Origin of the sequence: Paenibacillus sp. OT2-17 (assembly GCF_009827695.1) — a bacterium.
GTDB classification, from domain to species: domain Bacteria; phylum Bacillota; class Bacilli; order Paenibacillales; family Paenibacillaceae; genus Paenibacillus; species Paenibacillus polymyxa_B.
Genome location: NZ_WUDQ01000014.1, coordinates 1 through 16,846 on the forward strand (window position 1 = coordinate 1; position 16,846 = coordinate 16,846).

15 protein-coding genes and 1 pseudogene are annotated in these 16,846 nt (G+C 41.1%); 5 read left to right on the forward strand and 11 right to left on the reverse strand.

What is annotated here, in order from left to right:
- The 9 genes from GRP75_RS05700 to GRP75_RS05740 form a co-directional block, all read right to left on the reverse strand.
- Nucleotides 1–648, reverse strand: a 648-nt coding sequence (locus tag GRP75_RS05700; protein ID WP_337194211.1) for an acyltransferase family protein, incomplete at its 3' end; no start/stop codon positions are given.
- A gap of 184 nt (nt 649–832) precedes the next feature.
- A complete protein-coding gene (locus GRP75_RS05705) occupies nt 833–1,978 on the reverse strand; it encodes a hypothetical protein (protein ID WP_160788814.1) in 1,146 nt (381 codons plus the stop codon).
- A 3-nt stretch (nt 1,979–1,981) separates the two neighbouring features.
- Complete coding sequence (locus tag GRP75_RS05710; protein WP_160788815.1) at nt 1,982–3,442, reverse strand: HAMP domain-containing sensor histidine kinase; 1,461 nt, start codon at nt 3,440–3,442, stop codon at nt 1,982–1,984.
- Between the two features lie 2 nt (nt 3,443–3,444).
- Nucleotides 3,445–4,143, reverse strand: coding sequence for a response regulator transcription factor (locus GRP75_RS05715; protein WP_023986855.1), 699 nt, complete (start codon nt 4,141–4,143; stop codon nt 3,445–3,447).
- A gap of 894 nt (nt 4,144–5,037) precedes the next feature.
- Nucleotides 5,038–5,802, reverse strand: a complete 765-nt coding sequence (locus GRP75_RS30425; protein WP_337194212.1) for an ATP-grasp domain-containing protein — start codon at nt 5,800–5,802, stop codon at nt 5,038–5,040.
- 117 nt (nt 5,803–5,919) lie between these two features.
- On the reverse strand, nt 5,920–6,603 hold the full coding sequence (locus GRP75_RS05725) for a metal-dependent hydrolase (RefSeq protein ID WP_068941283.1): 684 nt from the start codon (nt 6,601–6,603) through the stop codon (nt 5,920–5,922).
- An 18-nt stretch (nt 6,604–6,621) separates the two neighbouring features.
- Nucleotides 6,622–6,939, reverse strand: coding sequence for a hypothetical protein (locus GRP75_RS05730; protein ID WP_053324556.1), 318 nt, complete (start codon nt 6,937–6,939; stop codon nt 6,622–6,624).
- Between the two features lie 161 nt (nt 6,940–7,100).
- The gene (locus GRP75_RS05735; protein ID WP_023986849.1) at nt 7,101–7,736 is read right to left on the reverse strand and encodes an FMN-dependent NADH-azoreductase; all 636 of its coding nucleotides are present in this window, start codon (nt 7,734–7,736) and stop codon (nt 7,101–7,103) included.
- Between the two features lie 49 nt (nt 7,737–7,785).
- Entirely contained in the window at nt 7,786–8,169 is a 384-nt protein-coding gene (locus GRP75_RS05740) for a tautomerase family protein (protein WP_023986848.1), read from the reverse strand.
- A 132-nt stretch (nt 8,170–8,301) separates the two neighbouring features.
- Between GRP75_RS05740 and GRP75_RS05745 the strand changes: the two genes are divergently transcribed.
- Nucleotides 8,302–10,830, forward strand: a complete 2,529-nt coding sequence (locus GRP75_RS05745; protein WP_160788817.1) for a helix-turn-helix domain-containing protein — start codon at nt 8,302–8,304, stop codon at nt 10,828–10,830.
- A 1,384-nt stretch (nt 10,831–12,214) separates the two neighbouring features.
- Here the strand turns inward: GRP75_RS05745 and GRP75_RS05750 are convergent.
- The gene (locus GRP75_RS05750) at nt 12,215–13,144 is read right to left on the reverse strand and encodes a LysR family transcriptional regulator (protein WP_231517152.1); all 930 of its coding nucleotides are present in this window, start codon (nt 13,142–13,144) and stop codon (nt 12,215–12,217) included.
- A gap of 236 nt (nt 13,145–13,380) precedes the next feature.
- Here GRP75_RS05750 and GRP75_RS29150 point away from each other — a divergent pair, with 236 nt between their 5' ends.
- The 4 genes from GRP75_RS29150 to GRP75_RS05765 all read left to right on the forward strand — a co-directional run bounded on the left by GRP75_RS29150 (nt 13,381) and on the right by GRP75_RS05765 (nt 16,039).
- Nucleotides 13,381–13,809, forward strand: coding sequence for an MBL fold metallo-hydrolase (locus GRP75_RS29150; RefSeq protein ID WP_202404000.1), 429 nt, complete (start codon nt 13,381–13,383; stop codon nt 13,807–13,809).
- 127 nt (nt 13,810–13,936) lie between these two features.
- Nucleotides 13,937–14,173, forward strand: a complete 237-nt coding sequence (locus tag GRP75_RS29155) for a hypothetical protein (RefSeq protein ID WP_237448933.1) — start codon at nt 13,937–13,939, stop codon at nt 14,171–14,173.
- A gap of 55 nt (nt 14,174–14,228) precedes the next feature.
- A complete protein-coding gene (locus tag GRP75_RS05760) occupies nt 14,229–14,708 on the forward strand; it encodes a GNAT family N-acetyltransferase (protein ID WP_160788818.1) in 480 nt (159 codons plus the stop codon).
- A gap of 53 nt (nt 14,709–14,761) precedes the next feature.
- Nucleotides 14,762–16,039 carry an MFS transporter gene (locus GRP75_RS05765; protein ID WP_160788819.1) on the forward strand — a complete coding sequence of 426 codons (1,278 nt, stop codon included), beginning with the start codon at nt 14,762–14,764 and terminating at the stop codon, nt 16,037–16,039.
- A gap of 260 nt (nt 16,040–16,299) precedes the next feature.
- Here GRP75_RS05765 and GRP75_RS05770 read toward each other — a convergent pair.
- Nucleotides 16,300–16,764: pseudogene (locus tag GRP75_RS05770) on the reverse strand (recombinase family protein); the annotation flags it as partial.
- Nucleotides 16,765–16,846: the final 82 nt, after the last annotated feature.

Consider the following 16,846-nt stretch of genomic DNA (forward strand, 5'->3'; position numbering starts at 1 on the left):
GGCAAACGCCCGCGTGTCCGTCCCGTAATACACCCTGCTTGGATCGGTTCCGGGTTCGTATATAACGGCCATTGCTATGGCGGATACGGCGGCGCAACCCAGAATGTATAACATCAGTCTGCCTCGTCGCGGTGCAAGGCACAGACCGATCAGTAGAACAAGCGGCCAGATTACGTAAAACTGTTCCTCAATGGAAAGCGACCAGAGGTGCCCGATTGGAGAAGGCGGGCCAAAGCTCTCAAAATAGGAAACATGATGAAAAATGAGATACCAGTTGTTTACGTAAAAAAGCGAGGATACAAAATTCCCTCTTAATTCCTGCAGTCTGGAGAAATCGGTAATTAAAAACCACAATGCCACTGCAGTCATCATAAAGATCATTGCTGGCAGTAGTCTGCGCATTCGTCTTATCCAGAATTGCACAATAGAAAAACCGCTGCGCGTCCTCCATTCAAAAAGGATCTGATCCGTAATTAGATATCCTGACAGGACGAAGAAAATCTCCACTCCCAGCAGCCCACCCTCTGCCCATCTGAAATGAAGATGATAAGCAATAACAGCAAGCACGGAGATGGCCCTTAGCCCATCCAGACCGGTCATATAACGTTTTATGGGTTGATTCAGGTGCAAATTCCGGTTTCCATTCACTATGGTCCATTCCTTGTCCTTATAGGCTAATGATCTTGCTTCATTTACTATAGAAAAAAGATGTCGCTAAAGTTTGATCAACATGTAAACAAATTGTCACAACGGTTGCAAAAAGAAAAACCTTATTCCGGCTGAACAACCGAAATAAGGTTTTTGACATATACAAATATGGCGATCCTAATCACTATTTCAATTCAATGATCAATGACTCCTTGCTAGGAGAATCTGTTGGCGCAGTCTGCGAGGAATCCAATTGCTTTTGTCCTTGAAGCAGTACACTTTTATTGTTCGGATTCCAGTACATATGCGTCGGCAAAATTCCGCGATACACCGGTTCGTTGTACATTATATTTCTTCCTTGCACCTTGCCTACGTAAGTGACATTTTGATCATACACGGTGTATGCGATATTTTTCCTGTCAGGCGAGAATTCAAAATCAAGCACTTTTTCCAGAATGACGGAGAGCTCTCCGTTTCGCTGATCATATTCGTACAATGAACTATCCGTTCCGAGAAACACAAACTGGTCGTTATTCATCCAGGCTACTGAATCTCCACCAAACTGACGCTCGTATTGAAACTCAATATTCTTCCCGGAAACCTTCCCCATGGTTAACACCTTTTTCTGACCTTGTTTTGCACGAAATAACTGCAGCAGTACGCTGCGACCATCATTTGCAAGGTTAACACTCAAAAGCGTGTCTCCCTTTAGGATACCTTTTAACTGATATTTGCTGGAAGTTTGAGCCCCCATATCGTAGATGTACAGGCTATCAGCTCCATTATCAACCGGGTTTTCTACCAGGTAGCCGATATACGAACTGTTGGCAGACCAGGAAACATATTGTACATAAGAATCGTTTCTGGTACTGATCCTGTCTATTTCCTTTTCTTTGCCATCCTGCAAGGAAATAAGCTTTAAGGTTGTCTCCGAGGAAGAACGAGAAAATTCGCAAATATATTTACCATCGGGAGAAAGTATAGTATTGGAAGTTACATTGCCGATTCCGGGTATGGCCTTGCTCTGCTCATACGGATAAGTTAAACGTTCCAGCGTGCCTCGCTTCAGTATGGTCATGGCTCCGAACGAAGCGATGACAGCATCTGCAGACGACCAGCCCAGCAGCTGACCCGTATTCACAAAACGATCCGGAAGCCGATATATTCTTTGGACCTGAAACGGCCGAGAGCTTTGATCGGCACTGGAAACTTCATTGCTGTCGGCGATGACGACGGTCTCTGTTTTTGGTTCTGAACCGCATCCTGACAACAGTAATACCACAAGAGATACGACCAGCAGCATTACAAAATATTTATATTTATTGCCCATTATTCATTCTCCGTTCCCCGCGGTTTCCAGAGCTTTAAATTCCACCGTTACGATTGTTTCATTATGCTCGTTTGTAATCATGATGGAACCTGCCAATTCTTCAACGATGGATTTCACAATACTGAGCCCCAAGCCTACACTGCCTTCTTCCGCACTGTCGGAATAAGCCGGATAAAATGGTTGTAACAAGCGTGACAGATGTTCTGCCTCAATCGGATCGCTTGGATTGCTGAAGATCAAGCGGATCTTTTCTTCTGACCGCACCGCTTTTACCGATACTGCCGAAAACGGCAAACTGTATTTTATCGCATTATCTATCAAATTGATGAACAGCTGTCTGATTCTGTCCCCATCGGCCAACATGATCAATTCCTCACTAATCTCATATTCAATGGTCTTTTTATAGCGCTGTGCCCGGATCGTCATTGATTCACACACATCCCGCAGGATCAGCCCGATATCCACCCGCTCAAGCTCATTGATCATGATATTTTTGCGTGAAACTTCCAGCAGTTTTAGCACCATCGCATGCAGGCGCCTGCTCTCCTCGATAATATGATTCATTCCTTTATCAAAAAAAGCACGATCTTTCTCACCATTCAGCCTGATCAGCTCTGCATATCCCAGAATGGAGGTTAACGGCGTTTTCAGTTCATGAGTGATATTGTCAAAAAAGCGCTTTTCCTGCTGGTGAAGTTGCTTCAAATGGTCCCGGTCCTTCTCAATAATATGAATCTGTCTACTAATTTGATCAATCATATCGTTAAAATTTTCAGCCAGTCGGCCAATTTCATCTCTGCGTTTAAAATGAAGGCGGATATCCAGATTCCCGTTTTTCACCTCGGTGGATGCTTGCGTCAGTCTGGTCAGCGGGATGGTAATATGCCTGGAAAGAATATAGGAAAACAGAAAGGCTGCCGCAAAAATCGCCAAGGCAATATAGAGAGTAATCTGCCGAATCTGTCCGGTTTGTTCGTAGAGTGAGCTGAAATCTTTGTAAAAACGCAGTATGCCCACCTTTGAACCGTCTATAACAACCGGATAGGAGAAAAGGACAGTCGTCTTATTACGATCATAAGTAATGCTGTACGCTGTATTGCCATCAATCGCCTGCTGTAGATCGCTTTGCATTTGCTGCTGAAATAAGGAGCTGTCCGGGGCATAAAGCAATTTGCCTTTCACCGTATATACGCCAACACTGCTGTCCGTGGTATGGTTCAGATCAGTTGCTATCTCCCTGGCAATCTCTCCAAAATACAGCTCATTGCTGCTGAAATGGTTAATCAGGAAAGCCTGGCGCACATACACATTGCTATTGTTTTTCAGTCCGACCAGTTCGGAGGTAACCAAATTCTGATTGCTTGTCCGGATAAATTCCTTGACTGTCTGATTAAGCACGACAAAAGAAAACGAAAAAATCAGAAAAAAACCGATCAGAAATTTGATGCTGATTTTACGTATCATGCTTATCCACCCATTTTTTTAAATTTGTACCCGATTCCGAAGACGGTAGTAATGTATCCAGTGGCATCCAGCTTTTTGCGGAGTCTTTGGATATGCGTATCAACCGTACGGGTATCTCCGGCAAAATGATAACCCCATACCAGATCAAGCAGTTCGGAACGTGTAAAGTTTCTGCCCGGATGTTTAACCAGCATCATAAGCAGGTCAAATTCCTTGGGGGTCAATTCAACGGGACGGCCCTCTTTTTGGACAAGCCGTTCTTCTTCGATCACTTCAATATTTTCAAACCTAATGACGGCTTTCGCAGCTTCTTCCCTGTCCGGGCTGCTCGCCTGCTCCACTCTGCGCAAAATGGTTCGAATGCGTGCAACAACTTCGCGCAGATCAAAAGGCTTGGTAATATAATCATCGGCACCGAATTCAAGGCCGAGAATCTTATCGGTAATATCCGATTTGGCCGTAATCATGCAAATCGGTATGTTATAGTCCATAGTCACCTTTTTGCAAATATCTAGACCGCTCTGGTCAGGCAGCATCCAATCCAGCAGCAGCAAATCGGGCTGAAACGACTGCAACTCATGCATTCCCGCTGCTCCGCTGGCCGCTGTGCGTGTCTGGAACCCCTCCATAGAAAGCCCGTACGAAAGCAAGTCGGCAATCGGGGCATCATCTTCAATAATAAGAATCTTTGCTTTATTCATAGCAATCCTCATCTCTATTTTTAATACGGCAGGTTTATGACATTGTCCATTATATTAATCATTCAGGGGAAAACAATCAAATGTATATTGTAAATGTTTTTACGTAAAAAACCACGCGCAAATGACTGCGCATGGTTTTGATTACAGCATAGAGAGCTATGAAATATTCGGAAACAAAAGGAGGCTGCTTTAGCGATCCAATAAATTCAAGGAAAATATCATCACATGTTTCCAACAAGTATGACATCTTACAAACTAGTAATTATTAAACAAACTATTTCTCCCGTTTAGACTCGGTGCATACTACAATTAATCTTAATTATAATTGCAGATAATTTTTATTCAGTAATTCCTCTTCTAATAGTTACTCACACTGTGTGGCGTCAGAATTAGTGAGAAAACAACAGCAGAATACATGCATTATTTGAGGATCATTTTCATAATTAATGAGAACTCATTGACTCGAAGTTGTTAGATCTGCCCTAATTTTCATATTTCATGAGAATATCCACAACTCTAAAAATGAGTATTTATACAATCAATAATTTGTATAACTTCTTCTTTGTCAATTATGATGATTTTTCTCGTTTAATCTGAAAATTTTTTCATTAAATATGACACCTCTCTTCAGACAATAAAGTTGTGTACTAGCGAGTCAACTAAAATTTGTGCGATAAACAATAAAATTGAGTACCAAAATCCAATATCTTTGATAAGGAATTCTCTATCTTTTTTATATATTTTTATTAATTGGTTCAGAACAAAGGACCTTTGGACCATATTTTCACAAAAAAAACCAAGCTGACGATTATAAGATGGACTTTTTCTTGTATAAAAAAAGAGTCTGCCCTTGGGCAGACCCGATACAAATGAACAGTCTCGTGCAAGTTGTGCTCAGATAGATTGAACCTGCTGGATGGAGGCTGTTTCAATTCGGATTAATGAAAGCGCATGCTCTACCGATGCCGCTGCTTCTTCGGGGGTACTCCCCCCTCCCAAAAAATATCCTATATAGTTTTTGTTGCTAGTCGCCGGGACGAGCTCCGAGTGTTCTCCTACATCTAAACTGATTCGATGGATTCCATCCATATGCTCCGCCTCGTTTACTCCATTGACGCTCATAATGACGACCTTTCCTTCCACTTGTGGCAGCAACAATTTTATGCAGCAGAACGGATATTTCACCTTCTCTTTCACATAAGGAATGTCGAGCAAATGACACACGGTAGCACGCTGCATGTTGACGCCTGTGGTTAGCCGAACCATATCCCAAATTTGATTGCCATCGTATCGTGTGTGAGACTCGATAATGTACGGTATGCCTCGCCGTAGCTTGATTTCTGTATGTGAGGGGCCTTCAAGATGTCCAATGGAAGTGAGTAAACTGCATACCGTTTCTTGAATAGCCTCTCGATCTTCCATTTTCAAAGGTGCGGGTAACAGGTGACCAGCCTCTATGAAATAAGGCATTACCACCTCTTTGGTTGTGATTGCAAGCACTTCGTGCCTTCCATTAGTCGTCAGCACCTCAACGCTGTATTCTTCCCCGTCGTCTATATACTCCTCAATCACCAGCGTACCATCCAATATATATTCATCCTGCTGTGTGCTATGACGCAACGCGTCTTCAATCTGTTCGAAAGAGCGGATAATTGAAATCCCCCCCCTACCTTACTGGGCTATTCAAAAAATATCTCTTGATAATCGTATAAGATGGACTTCTTTGTTTTCTTGTTTTCGGCCGATTATTTCGTGATAAAGTCAAAATGATCAGCGTTAAAGTTCAATTCCCTCACCAGCTTCAAGAACTACCCCTACCCCGGTCGGCAGTAACGAAACAAAGAAATGGGGGTCTTGCTTAATGAACGGAAACGTGTTGAAATGGATCGGTACAACCTGTTTGGCCTGAAGCCATTCTGTAGCCACTGCGGCGTCTTCTGGACCCATAGTGTGATTGTCCCCGATGGGGAGAAAAGCCAGGTCAATTGCATTGCGTTCTCCAATCACCTTCATATCGTAAAACAGGCCTGTGTCCCCGGCATGAAACAGCGTTTTGCCTTCGGCGGAAAACAGTATTCCCGTGGGCATCCCCGTATAGATAATTGTTTTTGTTTCTTTGTATACATGACTTGAACTATGAAAAGCTTGTGTCAATTTTACTTTCCCAAAGTCAAATGTATACGCTCCGCCGATGCTCATTGCATGTGTACGTACGCCTTCCCATCCGAGCAGGTCCGCCAGTTCTGCCGAAGCAATAACCAGCGCGTTGTTACGTTTGGCAATCTCTACGGTATCTCCCACATGATCGCCGTGCCCATGGGTTAACAGAATCACATCCGTCTTTACCGTGGATGCATCCAGGTCCGTATTGGCGTTCCCTGTAATAAACGGATCGATCAGAATGATTTTCCCGAGAGTCTCAATTTTTACAACAGAATGTCCATGATAGGTCACCTTCATTATGCTTCCTCCTTGAATTCATTGATTGTTGCCGGGTTTTCTGCGGGTGAAGATCATATAAAACGCAACCATGTTGGATAACACAATAATTAGGCCCATGGGTATGGCCGATTTACCCCCACCGAGGCCGGTCAAAGGTGCCGCTTGTACATAGTTTTGCATCGCAAGGGAGAAACCGGTTGTGGTTACGATACCGACGCTGGAAACGGTGAAAAATAGAGGGGTGCAAACGGCATACAGTCTCCCACCACTGATCAGCACAATGAATAAGATTAAACCACTCACAGTTGCCAGCGTAATTTCGCTTATAAACAGAGTTTGCCCGCTAATGCTCACTGACAGTCGCCCTGTAATCTGATCTGGAATGATTAGTCCCAGTCCGTTCAGGGCAAACAGTATGCTGAATAGCTGCGGAGACGTACCGAACAGATTTTGAATGACAAACGTGAGCCGGAGATGTATGCAAACATGTTTTACGATACATGCTTCATCATTGCTTAGAAGTTTTGCGCTGCTGTACGTGCTTGTCCAATGGCTTCGGCTTTGATCTGAGGCGCACGCTCTCCTGCTGAAGATATACCCTCGATGTATAGATGATCCACGTCAGTAATTCCCACAAAATTCAGTACGGTTTTCAGGTGACGGCTGCCGTTCTCCCGATCAGCGACAGGACCTGCGGAGTACACGCCGCCACTAGCTTGGATGTGGAACGCTTTTTTGTTTTTGAGCAGGCCGACCGGGCCGTTTTCGGTGTATTTGAATGTTTTAGCTCTGACACAGAAGGAATCAATGTATGCTTTCATCACCGGAGGATATGAGAAATTCCACATCGGTGTCACGAACACATATTTGTCTGCGGTCACGAACTCCTCCAGGAGTTCATTTAACTGAGTTACTTTTTGCTGCTGTTCCACTGTCAGTTGATTGAACGTACCGCCCGTTTGCAGCTTGCCCCACGCTTCCAATACGTCAGCATCAATGTACGGAATGTTGCGTCGATACAGATCCACATGAATAACCTCATCCTGTGGGTGGCTTTCGCGATAAGCTTGTACAAATTGTTCGCCGGCAGCAAGGCTGTAGGATGCTTCCGGGTTACCAGGGTGAGCAGTAATATATAATAATGTTGACATGGTTATGACTTCCTTTCTTATATAAACGAAATTTATGATGGATAATGAGTTAGGCGAGGAATGGACCAAGACCATTGCCATACGACCAGTTTTCTTTCGTAACCTCAATAAGATTGATGAATACATCCTCTTTACGAATACCAATCTTCTGATGCAACTGCTCGGCAAGTGCCGCGTAAAAATCTTTTTTCACTTCATCAGAACGACCGATGTTCAAAGTGATTTGAATGATAAGAAATCCATCACTTCTTTCAATGTCGAGACACGTTGGATCAAAACTCAAATTTTCGCGATCCAGTTCTTCAATAATCAAAAACCGATCGTTTGCAGGTACATGCAGTTTATCCACGACAGTTTGCAAGACAACTTCCCCGATCTGCGTTTTCTCTTTACTCGGACGACCCTTCAGTGTAACAATGCGAGTTAAAGGCATCAGTGTTACCTCCTTGTTTTGTTTATGTTGATATGGATTATTTTATCTGCTACAATCCAGAGCACGAATGTACATAAGTTCGTGTTTGTTCGTGTGTTCAAGTTGCTCAAACTATGAAATTCAGGTGATTGAATGGATGACAGTAAATACGCAAAAGATTGGCCCCATGAATGGATCAAAAAAATTCGTACGAGACCTTCCAGACAAGAGACGTCAAAAAAGATGCGGCAAGTGGATCTGGCGAAGCGGGTTGGTGTTGATCCAAGGACGGTACAGCAATGGGAAAGTGGAGATCGTCTACCCAGCATCGGAAACCTCAAGCAGATTATTCAGGTTTTTTGGGAAGAAGGGTTGTTTCTGAAGGGAGATCCTCGCCAGGAAGCTGAACAGCTTTGGATGGCTGTAAAGCGTTTATCGGAAGCGCGTTCAGCCACGAGACGCGAGTTTGAGGATTTTGATAAGGCCTGGTTTGATACGCTGATGACAACCAAAGCTATACAGCCGGAGACAGGCAAAGAAAAGCGAGGTACCGCGGTCACTGCACCAGCCCGATTACGGAAGATGCCATCCACCTTTGTTGGACGACATCAATCCAGAGATGCCTTGGCGGAGCAGTTAACTCACCACGCGCTAGTTTCCATCATTGGATCTGGTGGAATCGGCAAAACGTCCCTTGCTGTCGAACTGGCTTCGACGCTTACGGAACGTTTTCCGCAAGGTATCTGGATGTTTGAATTTGGTGCAATCAGTGAAGCGCATGACGTGGGTCCGTTTCTTTTATCCACGCTGGGGCTGTCAAACCAAGGGAGCCAGCCCGATGTACAAGTTGTACTGGAAACGGCAATCAACCGTAATATGCTATTTATTTTCGATAATTGTGAGCATCTCATTGATGTCATCGCCACGGTGGCCGAGTCTCTTCTGGCAGAGGCACCAGAGTTATCCATTTTGGCGACCAGTCGAGAGCCACTTAACATTGCAGAAGAGTATGTTTACCGAATCCCTCCGCTTTCTTTTCCCGTGGATGAAGTCACACTGGATGAACTTTCCGAAACGGAATTGATAAACTATGAATCCGTACAACTGTTCCTGGAACGAGCCAGCATTCAGGCTCCCCATTTTGCGGTCTCCCTTCCCCATCTGAAACGGATTGCTTCGATATGCAAGAAAATTGGGGGCATCCCGTTAGCGATTGAGCTTGCTGTGGCACGAATGAATATGCTGACCCTGGAACAGATTGAAGAACGTCTGACGAATCAGCTGACCCTGCTGACCGTAGGCAAACGAACAGCCACGCCCCGGCACCAAACGTTACGTTCAACAATTGACTGGAGCTATAATCTACTTACGGGCAGGGAACGTCTTTTATTAAGACGGCTTAGTGTATTCGAAGGAGGTTTCACACTGGAGGCGGTGGAAGGAATCTGCATCTGTGAACCAGACATACCCGATCGGGAAGACCGCATAACTGTGGTAGACGTGGTTGATCTCTTGTCGAGCCTAGTTAACAAGTCTCTAGTCTCCACACAAATCAGCTCGCACTATGGCTCCATTCGCTATTTTCTGCTGGAGGCCATCAAGGAATATGCGAGTGACAAGTTCCGTGAAGAATCCGATGATCGCAAGCGAGATACTCTCTATGAGCGTCATGTGAGGTATTACATGAAGTACCTTCTACAGGCTGAATCCCAATTTCGGAGCATTGAACGTGAGTCCTGCATCGAGGCGGTAAGACGGGAATATGCCAATCTGCGTTCTGCACTTCAATGGTCTTATTCAAGTGTTCAGGTCCGTCCTAGTGGTCTTCATATGGCGGCGCATCTGTATTGGTTCTGGCTTCACGAAGGCAGGTTGAAAGATGGGTTGTTTTGGTTGGAGAGATTTCTGTACACGGAAGAAGAAAACCATGCCTTTCGTACGGATTCAGCCAAAGCGTGGCATGGATTGAGTATTATTCAATTTATACAGGGCCATACAAAAACAGCTATGGAAGCAGCGACACGAAGTGTGGAAATTGCCCGTGAACAACAAGAGATTTCCCTGTTAGCCTCATCCCTGCGTTTGCTCGCTTTTCTCCACATTAAGCAGAATTGTATCGAGGAAGCGGAAACGGTTGTACAGCAGAGTGCAGACTTGGCGAGAAGCGCTCATGACTCATGGAATCTTGCCTCTTCTCTGCATGCATACGGCAAAATACGGCTGGAACAGCACCGATACAATGATGCTTCCGTATTGCTGAGAGAAAGTGTACATCTCTTTGAAACGGTACAGGATCAGTGGGAAGTGTCCGGTCCCTATGAATGTCTTGGGTATACCGCTTTGAAACTCGGGAAGCTGGATCAATCAATCGAATATTTCAAGAAATGCATTGCCGCAAGCCAAATATATCGAGGGTCCTGGGTTCTCTCCCGAGGAATTGAGGGGTTAGGGATTACCTTATGCGCTCAGGGAGCGCTGACCGATGCAGCGATCCTTCTTGGAGCAGCCGAGAAAGGTCGTCAAGCCTATGATGAGGGTAGCATACCCAATTTTCCTGACGAACATCGTAAGAGTGTAAGCGCCATTCAGCAGGGTTTGCAGGAACAGGAATGGTATAGATGGTGGAACAAAGGGAAAGAGATGACCCAAGCTCAAGCGCTTGCCTACGCTTTGGAGATATAGAGGGTTGCCAATCGAATGAATAGATAAACTAGACGAACCATACGCTGTCCCCCTTGAACTACAAAGTGATGAAATTCATTTGCTTGTGGCCAAAGGGATTTTTTGATAACAACAAAAGTCGCCATAACACAACATTAAGCAAAACGAGCATACCTATGTTGTGTTGAAAAAGATTCTGTTTCCGCAAGTCAGGTAACCAGAACTGATCCAGGTCGGAATCACTGAAGGTGCACCCTAGCTAACAGTTTTTTCAGAAGTACAGACGGGTCATTACCTCGCACTAAAATTGTTAATAATCCTGATTCACTGGAAAATAAAGCATTAAAGATATAAACCTCGAATAATCTTTTTTCTTGAGCCCTCTCATATGATGAAAGTAATTCAATTTGCGCCTTGGAAACCACGTTGAACCAGAATAACGAGTGCACAGCAGAACTATGGTTACGATACCAACAAAAACCGGACTTTTCACTGGTTTACTTTACGGGCTGTGACAGCTTCGCTGGTACTACCCCGACCTACAATATACGCCTCCTCAGCCAGAGAGCAAGAAGCAGCTTGTCGCCAAGCTGGAGGAAGCAAGGCGCCACATGCATGAGATTGGGGCGTCGCTGCAGAACATAGACCCAGAGCGGCTGGACGCTCTCTTACAAACTGCAGTGTTATTTGGCTAACGGGACACGATGTTGAATGTTGACCACAACAGCGGCCAGTCTAGGATTTTATTTTCGCTTCCTTATCTGCCGCTGTTGCATTTGTCGGATCAGTCGAAAAACATATTTCTCAAAAGCTGACGACCTTTGAAATGGACAATCGCGTAAAATCAGCAACTCCAGTCTACAACTTTATTTTCTTCGAACATCAATTATGATAATTTTCTCGTTTAATCTAAAAATTTTCTTATTTAATATGACACCACTTTCTTCGAACAATAAAGTTGTGTACTAGCGAGTCAACTACAATTATTTCCCCCTGTCGGTATACAATAAAGTTGTGTGCTTTAATCCATTATTTATAATATATTTATAAAAAAATAGTACTAATAATATAATTAAACTACTGAATTTAATTCATTTTTTATCAATATGTGTGCCCGTCTTTACCTTTTCTAATATTTCTTTACGGGGTAACGTCAGGAAAATGCGAAATTACAACGTTAAGGAAATCCTCATATTAAAAGCCTGATTTTTCAATAAATGCTGGGAAATAAGACTTTTTTCGTTACTCCATTACAGCGCCCGTTTCAAGAAAAACCGTTTATGGTTTAGCTATAGGTATTAAGATTTCAAAATGAGGGTCGCTTGAGTCTGAATCATTTGCCTATTTTTCATGCTTTAAGCTGCTATTAATGGAGGAGAAAATGTAACTAAGGCCTCCGGTTGCCTTAACAAATAATTTCCTCTCGTGACCAGTCTCTTGTGTGTTTCAATGTAATATCGATAAACTTTGATAGAGCGGGGGAAATCCACTTGTTTTTATGATAAACAACTTGGGCTGAGATCTGTTTAAGATCACCTTTGCAAGGAATAACCTTTAACCTTCCATCCTTGATTTCATTATTTACAGTTATTAATGGTAAACAAGCAATACCCAGCCCACTCATTACGCAACGTTTTATCGCCTCAATACTCCAAAGTTCCATCGTGTTGGAAAGTAAGATTCCTCTTTCTCGAAGATATTCTTCAAACATGGTTCGATAACTGCATTCTTTCTCATTCGTGATCAAACACTCGTTTAACTTTTGGTTTTCATAGCTTTGATCTAAAACATTCAGCGGGTTGTCATGACTTCCAACAAGGACAATAGGCTCGTCCAATAAAGAATGTACGATTAAATCTGAATCCTGAAACGTTGGCATCATAAGAAATGCAATATCTGCACTACCATTAAGTATTGCTCTCTTGTTATCTCCGCAAGTAGCGTTACTTAGAATGATGCTTACATGGGGAAACTTATTTCTATATTCTCTTAATATAGGTTCAAGTCGATAAACCGTTAAAGATTCAGGAGCAGCAATCCTTAACTCGCCTCTTATTTCATCACCATCATTTACAATGCTTTCGATTTTCCCGTAAGTATCCAAAATTTCTTGAGTATAGTGCAATAATTTCTTGCCTATATCAGTCAATCTTACCTTTCGACCCATCCGATCAAATAGAGGTGCACCCAAATGTTCTTCAAGTGCTTGAATATGAGAAGTGACCGTGGATTGAGTGTAACCTAAATGTTCTGCTGCTTGTGTAAAGCTACCAAATTGAATAACTTTTTTAAATGTAATAAAATGACGTATTTCCATCAGTTCACCAACTTTCAATTTAATCTCAATTCTATAGTATCAAAAAAATCAATGGATAACTTCTCGAATTTCAATTTTACTAACAATTAGTTCCGGGTTAATCTTAAGGAAATTTGAAAACAGAAGGATATTATGTGAAAACCATTCTGGACGTACCTTTTAATTAAGGTATTTACAACGCTAAATAGTCAGGGAGGAGAAATGACATTACGAAAGTTAAAATCAAAAAAAATCCCCTAAACTGGGATGTGTTAGTGTCAAAGCGTCAAGGTCTCAGTAGAGATTTACCAGAAGGACAAGATTTGCTGAAGTGGGTGGCAAATACGGTCACGCTTATCTATGGTGAACAAGACGCAGTCCTCATTGATACATTTCTTACTATTAAAGAAAATCAAGCATTGGTAGATTGGGTTGTCAAAAGTGGTAAAAACTTAACCACAATCTATATCACTCATGGTCATGGTGATCATTTCTTTGGTATAAAGATGCTTTTAGATCGTTTCCCTGATGCAAGAGCGATAGCAACTCCAGGTGCTGTCAAAGCCATGCAAGAACAAATATCTCCTGAATCTTTCTGGCATAAACTCTTTCCTGGTGAGATACCTGAGGATCTAGTCGTCGCTCAGGAACTTGAAGGAAGTGAGTTCGAGCTAGAAGGACAAAAACTTATCTGGGTTTACTGATACTGGAGATACAACGTCTCTACACGTCCCATCAATTGATTTAATCGTTTCAGGGGATGCAACTTATAACGACATTCATCTTTACTTGGCTGAAACCACTAACGAAACTCGAATTGAGTGGATAGCTGTGCTCGACAAACTTGAGGTACTAAAACCACGTGCAGTGGTTGCTGGACATAGGAAACCCGAAAATGAAGATAATCCCAAAATTATCGCCGAGACACAAAATTACATCCGAGATTTTAACCGATTGAATGAAATAACGGAAACAGCACAGGAGCTCTACCATAAGATGTTAGAACTCTATCCAAATAGAGCTAATCCAGGTGCACTTTGGGGAGCAGCAAAAGCGGCGAAATCTTAATAAAAGGTATATATAATAGCATTCTTTTAATAAACACGGTTGGAGGAGTTAATAAATGATTACGGTTTACGATGATAGTTATAAAGAAGAAGTCATTAAATTAATATTGCATGTACAGAATGTCGAATATGAAGTGGGTATTAGTCTTAAAGAACAACCGGACATTCTGGACATTCATTCAAATTATATAAATGATGGCGGTAATTTTTGGATAGCGTTAAATGATAACGGAGAGGTCGTAGGTTCAATTGGTTTGCAAAAGAAAAATAAGGAGGTTGCTGTATTAAAGAAATTTTTTGTTTATAAAGACTACCGTGGTAAAGAATTTGGGACAGGAAAAAAGCTTTATGAAGCACTGCTTGATTTTGCTAAGAAACAAGGTTTTTCTAAGATAATTTTAGATACCCCATCTAAAGCCACTAGGTCACACAGTTTCTATAAAAAGGCTGGATTTAAAGAGATTGATAAAGAAGATTTGCCAATTAAATATGATTATCCTGACCGCAATTCAATTATATTTCTATTAGAACTATAACAAAAGGAAAGAAGGTCTTATTTTTATGGAATAGTTAAACGGAGGGTTTGTCTTTGAAGAATAAGATTATATTGTTTTGTTTACTAAGTACTGTATTACTCGGAGTAATGAATAGTTTCTTTTTTAATTTAGCTCTCGTACCAATTGCTAAAGACTTAAATATTTCTATATCTTTTAGCAGTTGGTTTATCTTAGGGTATTCAATTATGGTTACAGTAGGTTCAATAATATACAGTAAGCTTGCTGAAAGCATTCAATTAAAAAAACTATATCTATTTGCTTTAGTTATCTTTGTTCTTTTCTCTATCTTGGGCTTTTTTATGGATCATTTTTATTTACTTGTATTATCTAGAATGGCACAAGGAGTCGGAGGGGCAGCCTTTATTTCACTGACAATGGTTGCAATTATAGATGTACTTGATCGAGCATTATTACCGATAGGTCTTGCTTTTATAAGCTTTGCTATGGCTTTAGGATCAGGTTTAGGACCTTTACTGAGTGGTATTATTCTATCCATAACGGATTGGCACATGTTATTTTTATTTATGAGTTGTGCAATAATTTTTATACCAATTTTATATTTTACTTTTCCAGAAAATAAGGTAGAAAATAAGACTCCATTTGATTGGTTAGGGACGTTTTATTTATTATTATGTATTCTCTTTTTATTATGTGCCTTGAACATTAATTTTCTTTTTATTGTTTTTTGTAGTTTATTTTCCCTAGTATTCATTCGCCATATCAATACCGTTTCTTCCCCAATTATTGATAAAAAAATATTTAATAATACAATTTTTGTTAGAATAACTAGTCTTAGTTTTTTGTTATTTTTTTTGCTAGGAGCAAATGTTTTTCTTCTCTCTTATATTTTTTCTTATACTTTTAATCCCATACAGTCTGGAATCCTATTTTTTATAAGTGCTTTAATAGGAGGGTTTGCAAGTATAGGGATTGGGAAGAATATGACTAATAAAAATGTGAAAAAATTCTATAGAATAGGATTATATATTTTTTTCATAGGTTATTTAATTAGTATTTTTAACTCAAAAATAGGCATAGTATACATTTTAACAAGTGTTTGTTGCTTCATTGCCTTTTCTGTTGTACAAGTTGCTTTAAATAATTTATTAGATTTGGAACTGAAAGAATCCAAGAAAATAAGTATTGGTGTTTATAATTTATGCAATTTTATCGGTATGAGTATTGGTGTAGCATTATTTAGTAAATTAGTTATTATATTTAATATAAATATTTGTTTTATTTTTTTATTAGCGACTGTGATTACAAAAGGATTCATGTCAAACAATATTAATACAGCAAAAGGAAACTAGTACTGAGTGAAACTGAAGGGATTTTTCAGACAGATCGGTCATTGGCTGGTTAGTTAATCAGCTTTCCAACATACCCATTTATATTATTCCTTTGGATAGTAAAATAATATTTAACAATGGTAAGGAGATAACTGGATATGAAATATATTCGTTCAATACCTGTAGTTAGTTCCTAAGAGGGGTACGGAAACGATTCGGGGATTGAGAGGCCACATATAAAATAATCCCCAGTTATTATACCCCTTTTTCCTCTATTTCCTTTAAAACGCTGCCTGACTAACCCCTGTAATAGTACAAATTTCCTTTACAGTTTTATCTGTTGTTTTTCGTAATTCAATTGCATGGTTCATTCCTGGGTGTTTATCTGTATTTTTTTTTACCCTTCCTCGATATTTTCCCTTTTGCTTAGCCAATTTTATCCCCGAACGTTGCTTTTCTTTAATCATTTCTCGATCTAGCTCACTGAATACTGCCATAACAGTTAAAAAGAATTTACCAGTAGGTGTTCTTGTATCAATTCCTAAGTTTAAGATAATAAAATGTATGTTTCTTTCACGAAGTTGTTCAACCAGCTGCAACAACTGTCAGTATTTCGATCATGACCTTCCATTCTAGTCACAACTAAGGTATCATCGGCAACTATCTTGGAAAGAAGTTCACCCAATTGATGCTTCTGTTTAGAAACACCACTAATTTTCTCCTTTTACAATTTCGTTCACTCCAAATTATTAATCATCACCATTTAAAGTAGAAATGCCTTGATCCATCGGTACTTCTGATGAGTCAAGGCCCCCACTCTGTCCAAAA

Coding starts and splice junctions, on each gene's coding strand:
- GRP75_RS05745 (WP_160788817.1), top strand. CDS start 8,302: ATGGATGACAGTAAATACGCAAAAGATTGGCCCCATGAATGGATCAAA.
- GRP75_RS05705 (WP_160788814.1), bottom strand. CDS start 1,978: ATGGGCAATAAATATAAATATTTTGTAATGCTGCTGGTCGTATCTCTT.
- GRP75_RS05740 (WP_023986848.1), bottom strand. CDS start 8,169: ATGCCTTTAACTCGCATTGTTACACTGAAGGGTCGTCCGAGTAAAGAG.
- GRP75_RS05735 (WP_023986849.1), bottom strand. CDS start 7,736: ATGTCAACATTATTATATATTACTGCTCACCCTGGTAACCCGGAAGCA.
- GRP75_RS05725 (WP_068941283.1), bottom strand. CDS start 6,603: ATGAAGGTGACCTATCATGGACATTCTGTTGTAAAAATTGAGACTCTC.
- GRP75_RS05760 (WP_160788818.1), top strand. CDS start 14,229: ATGATTACGGTTTACGATGATAGTTATAAAGAAGAAGTCATTAAATTA.
- GRP75_RS05710 (WP_160788815.1), bottom strand. CDS start 3,442: ATGATACGTAAAATCAGCATCAAATTTCTGATCGGTTTTTTTCTGATT.
- GRP75_RS05715 (WP_023986855.1), bottom strand. CDS start 4,143: ATGAATAAAGCAAAGATTCTTATTATTGAAGATGATGCCCCGATTGCC.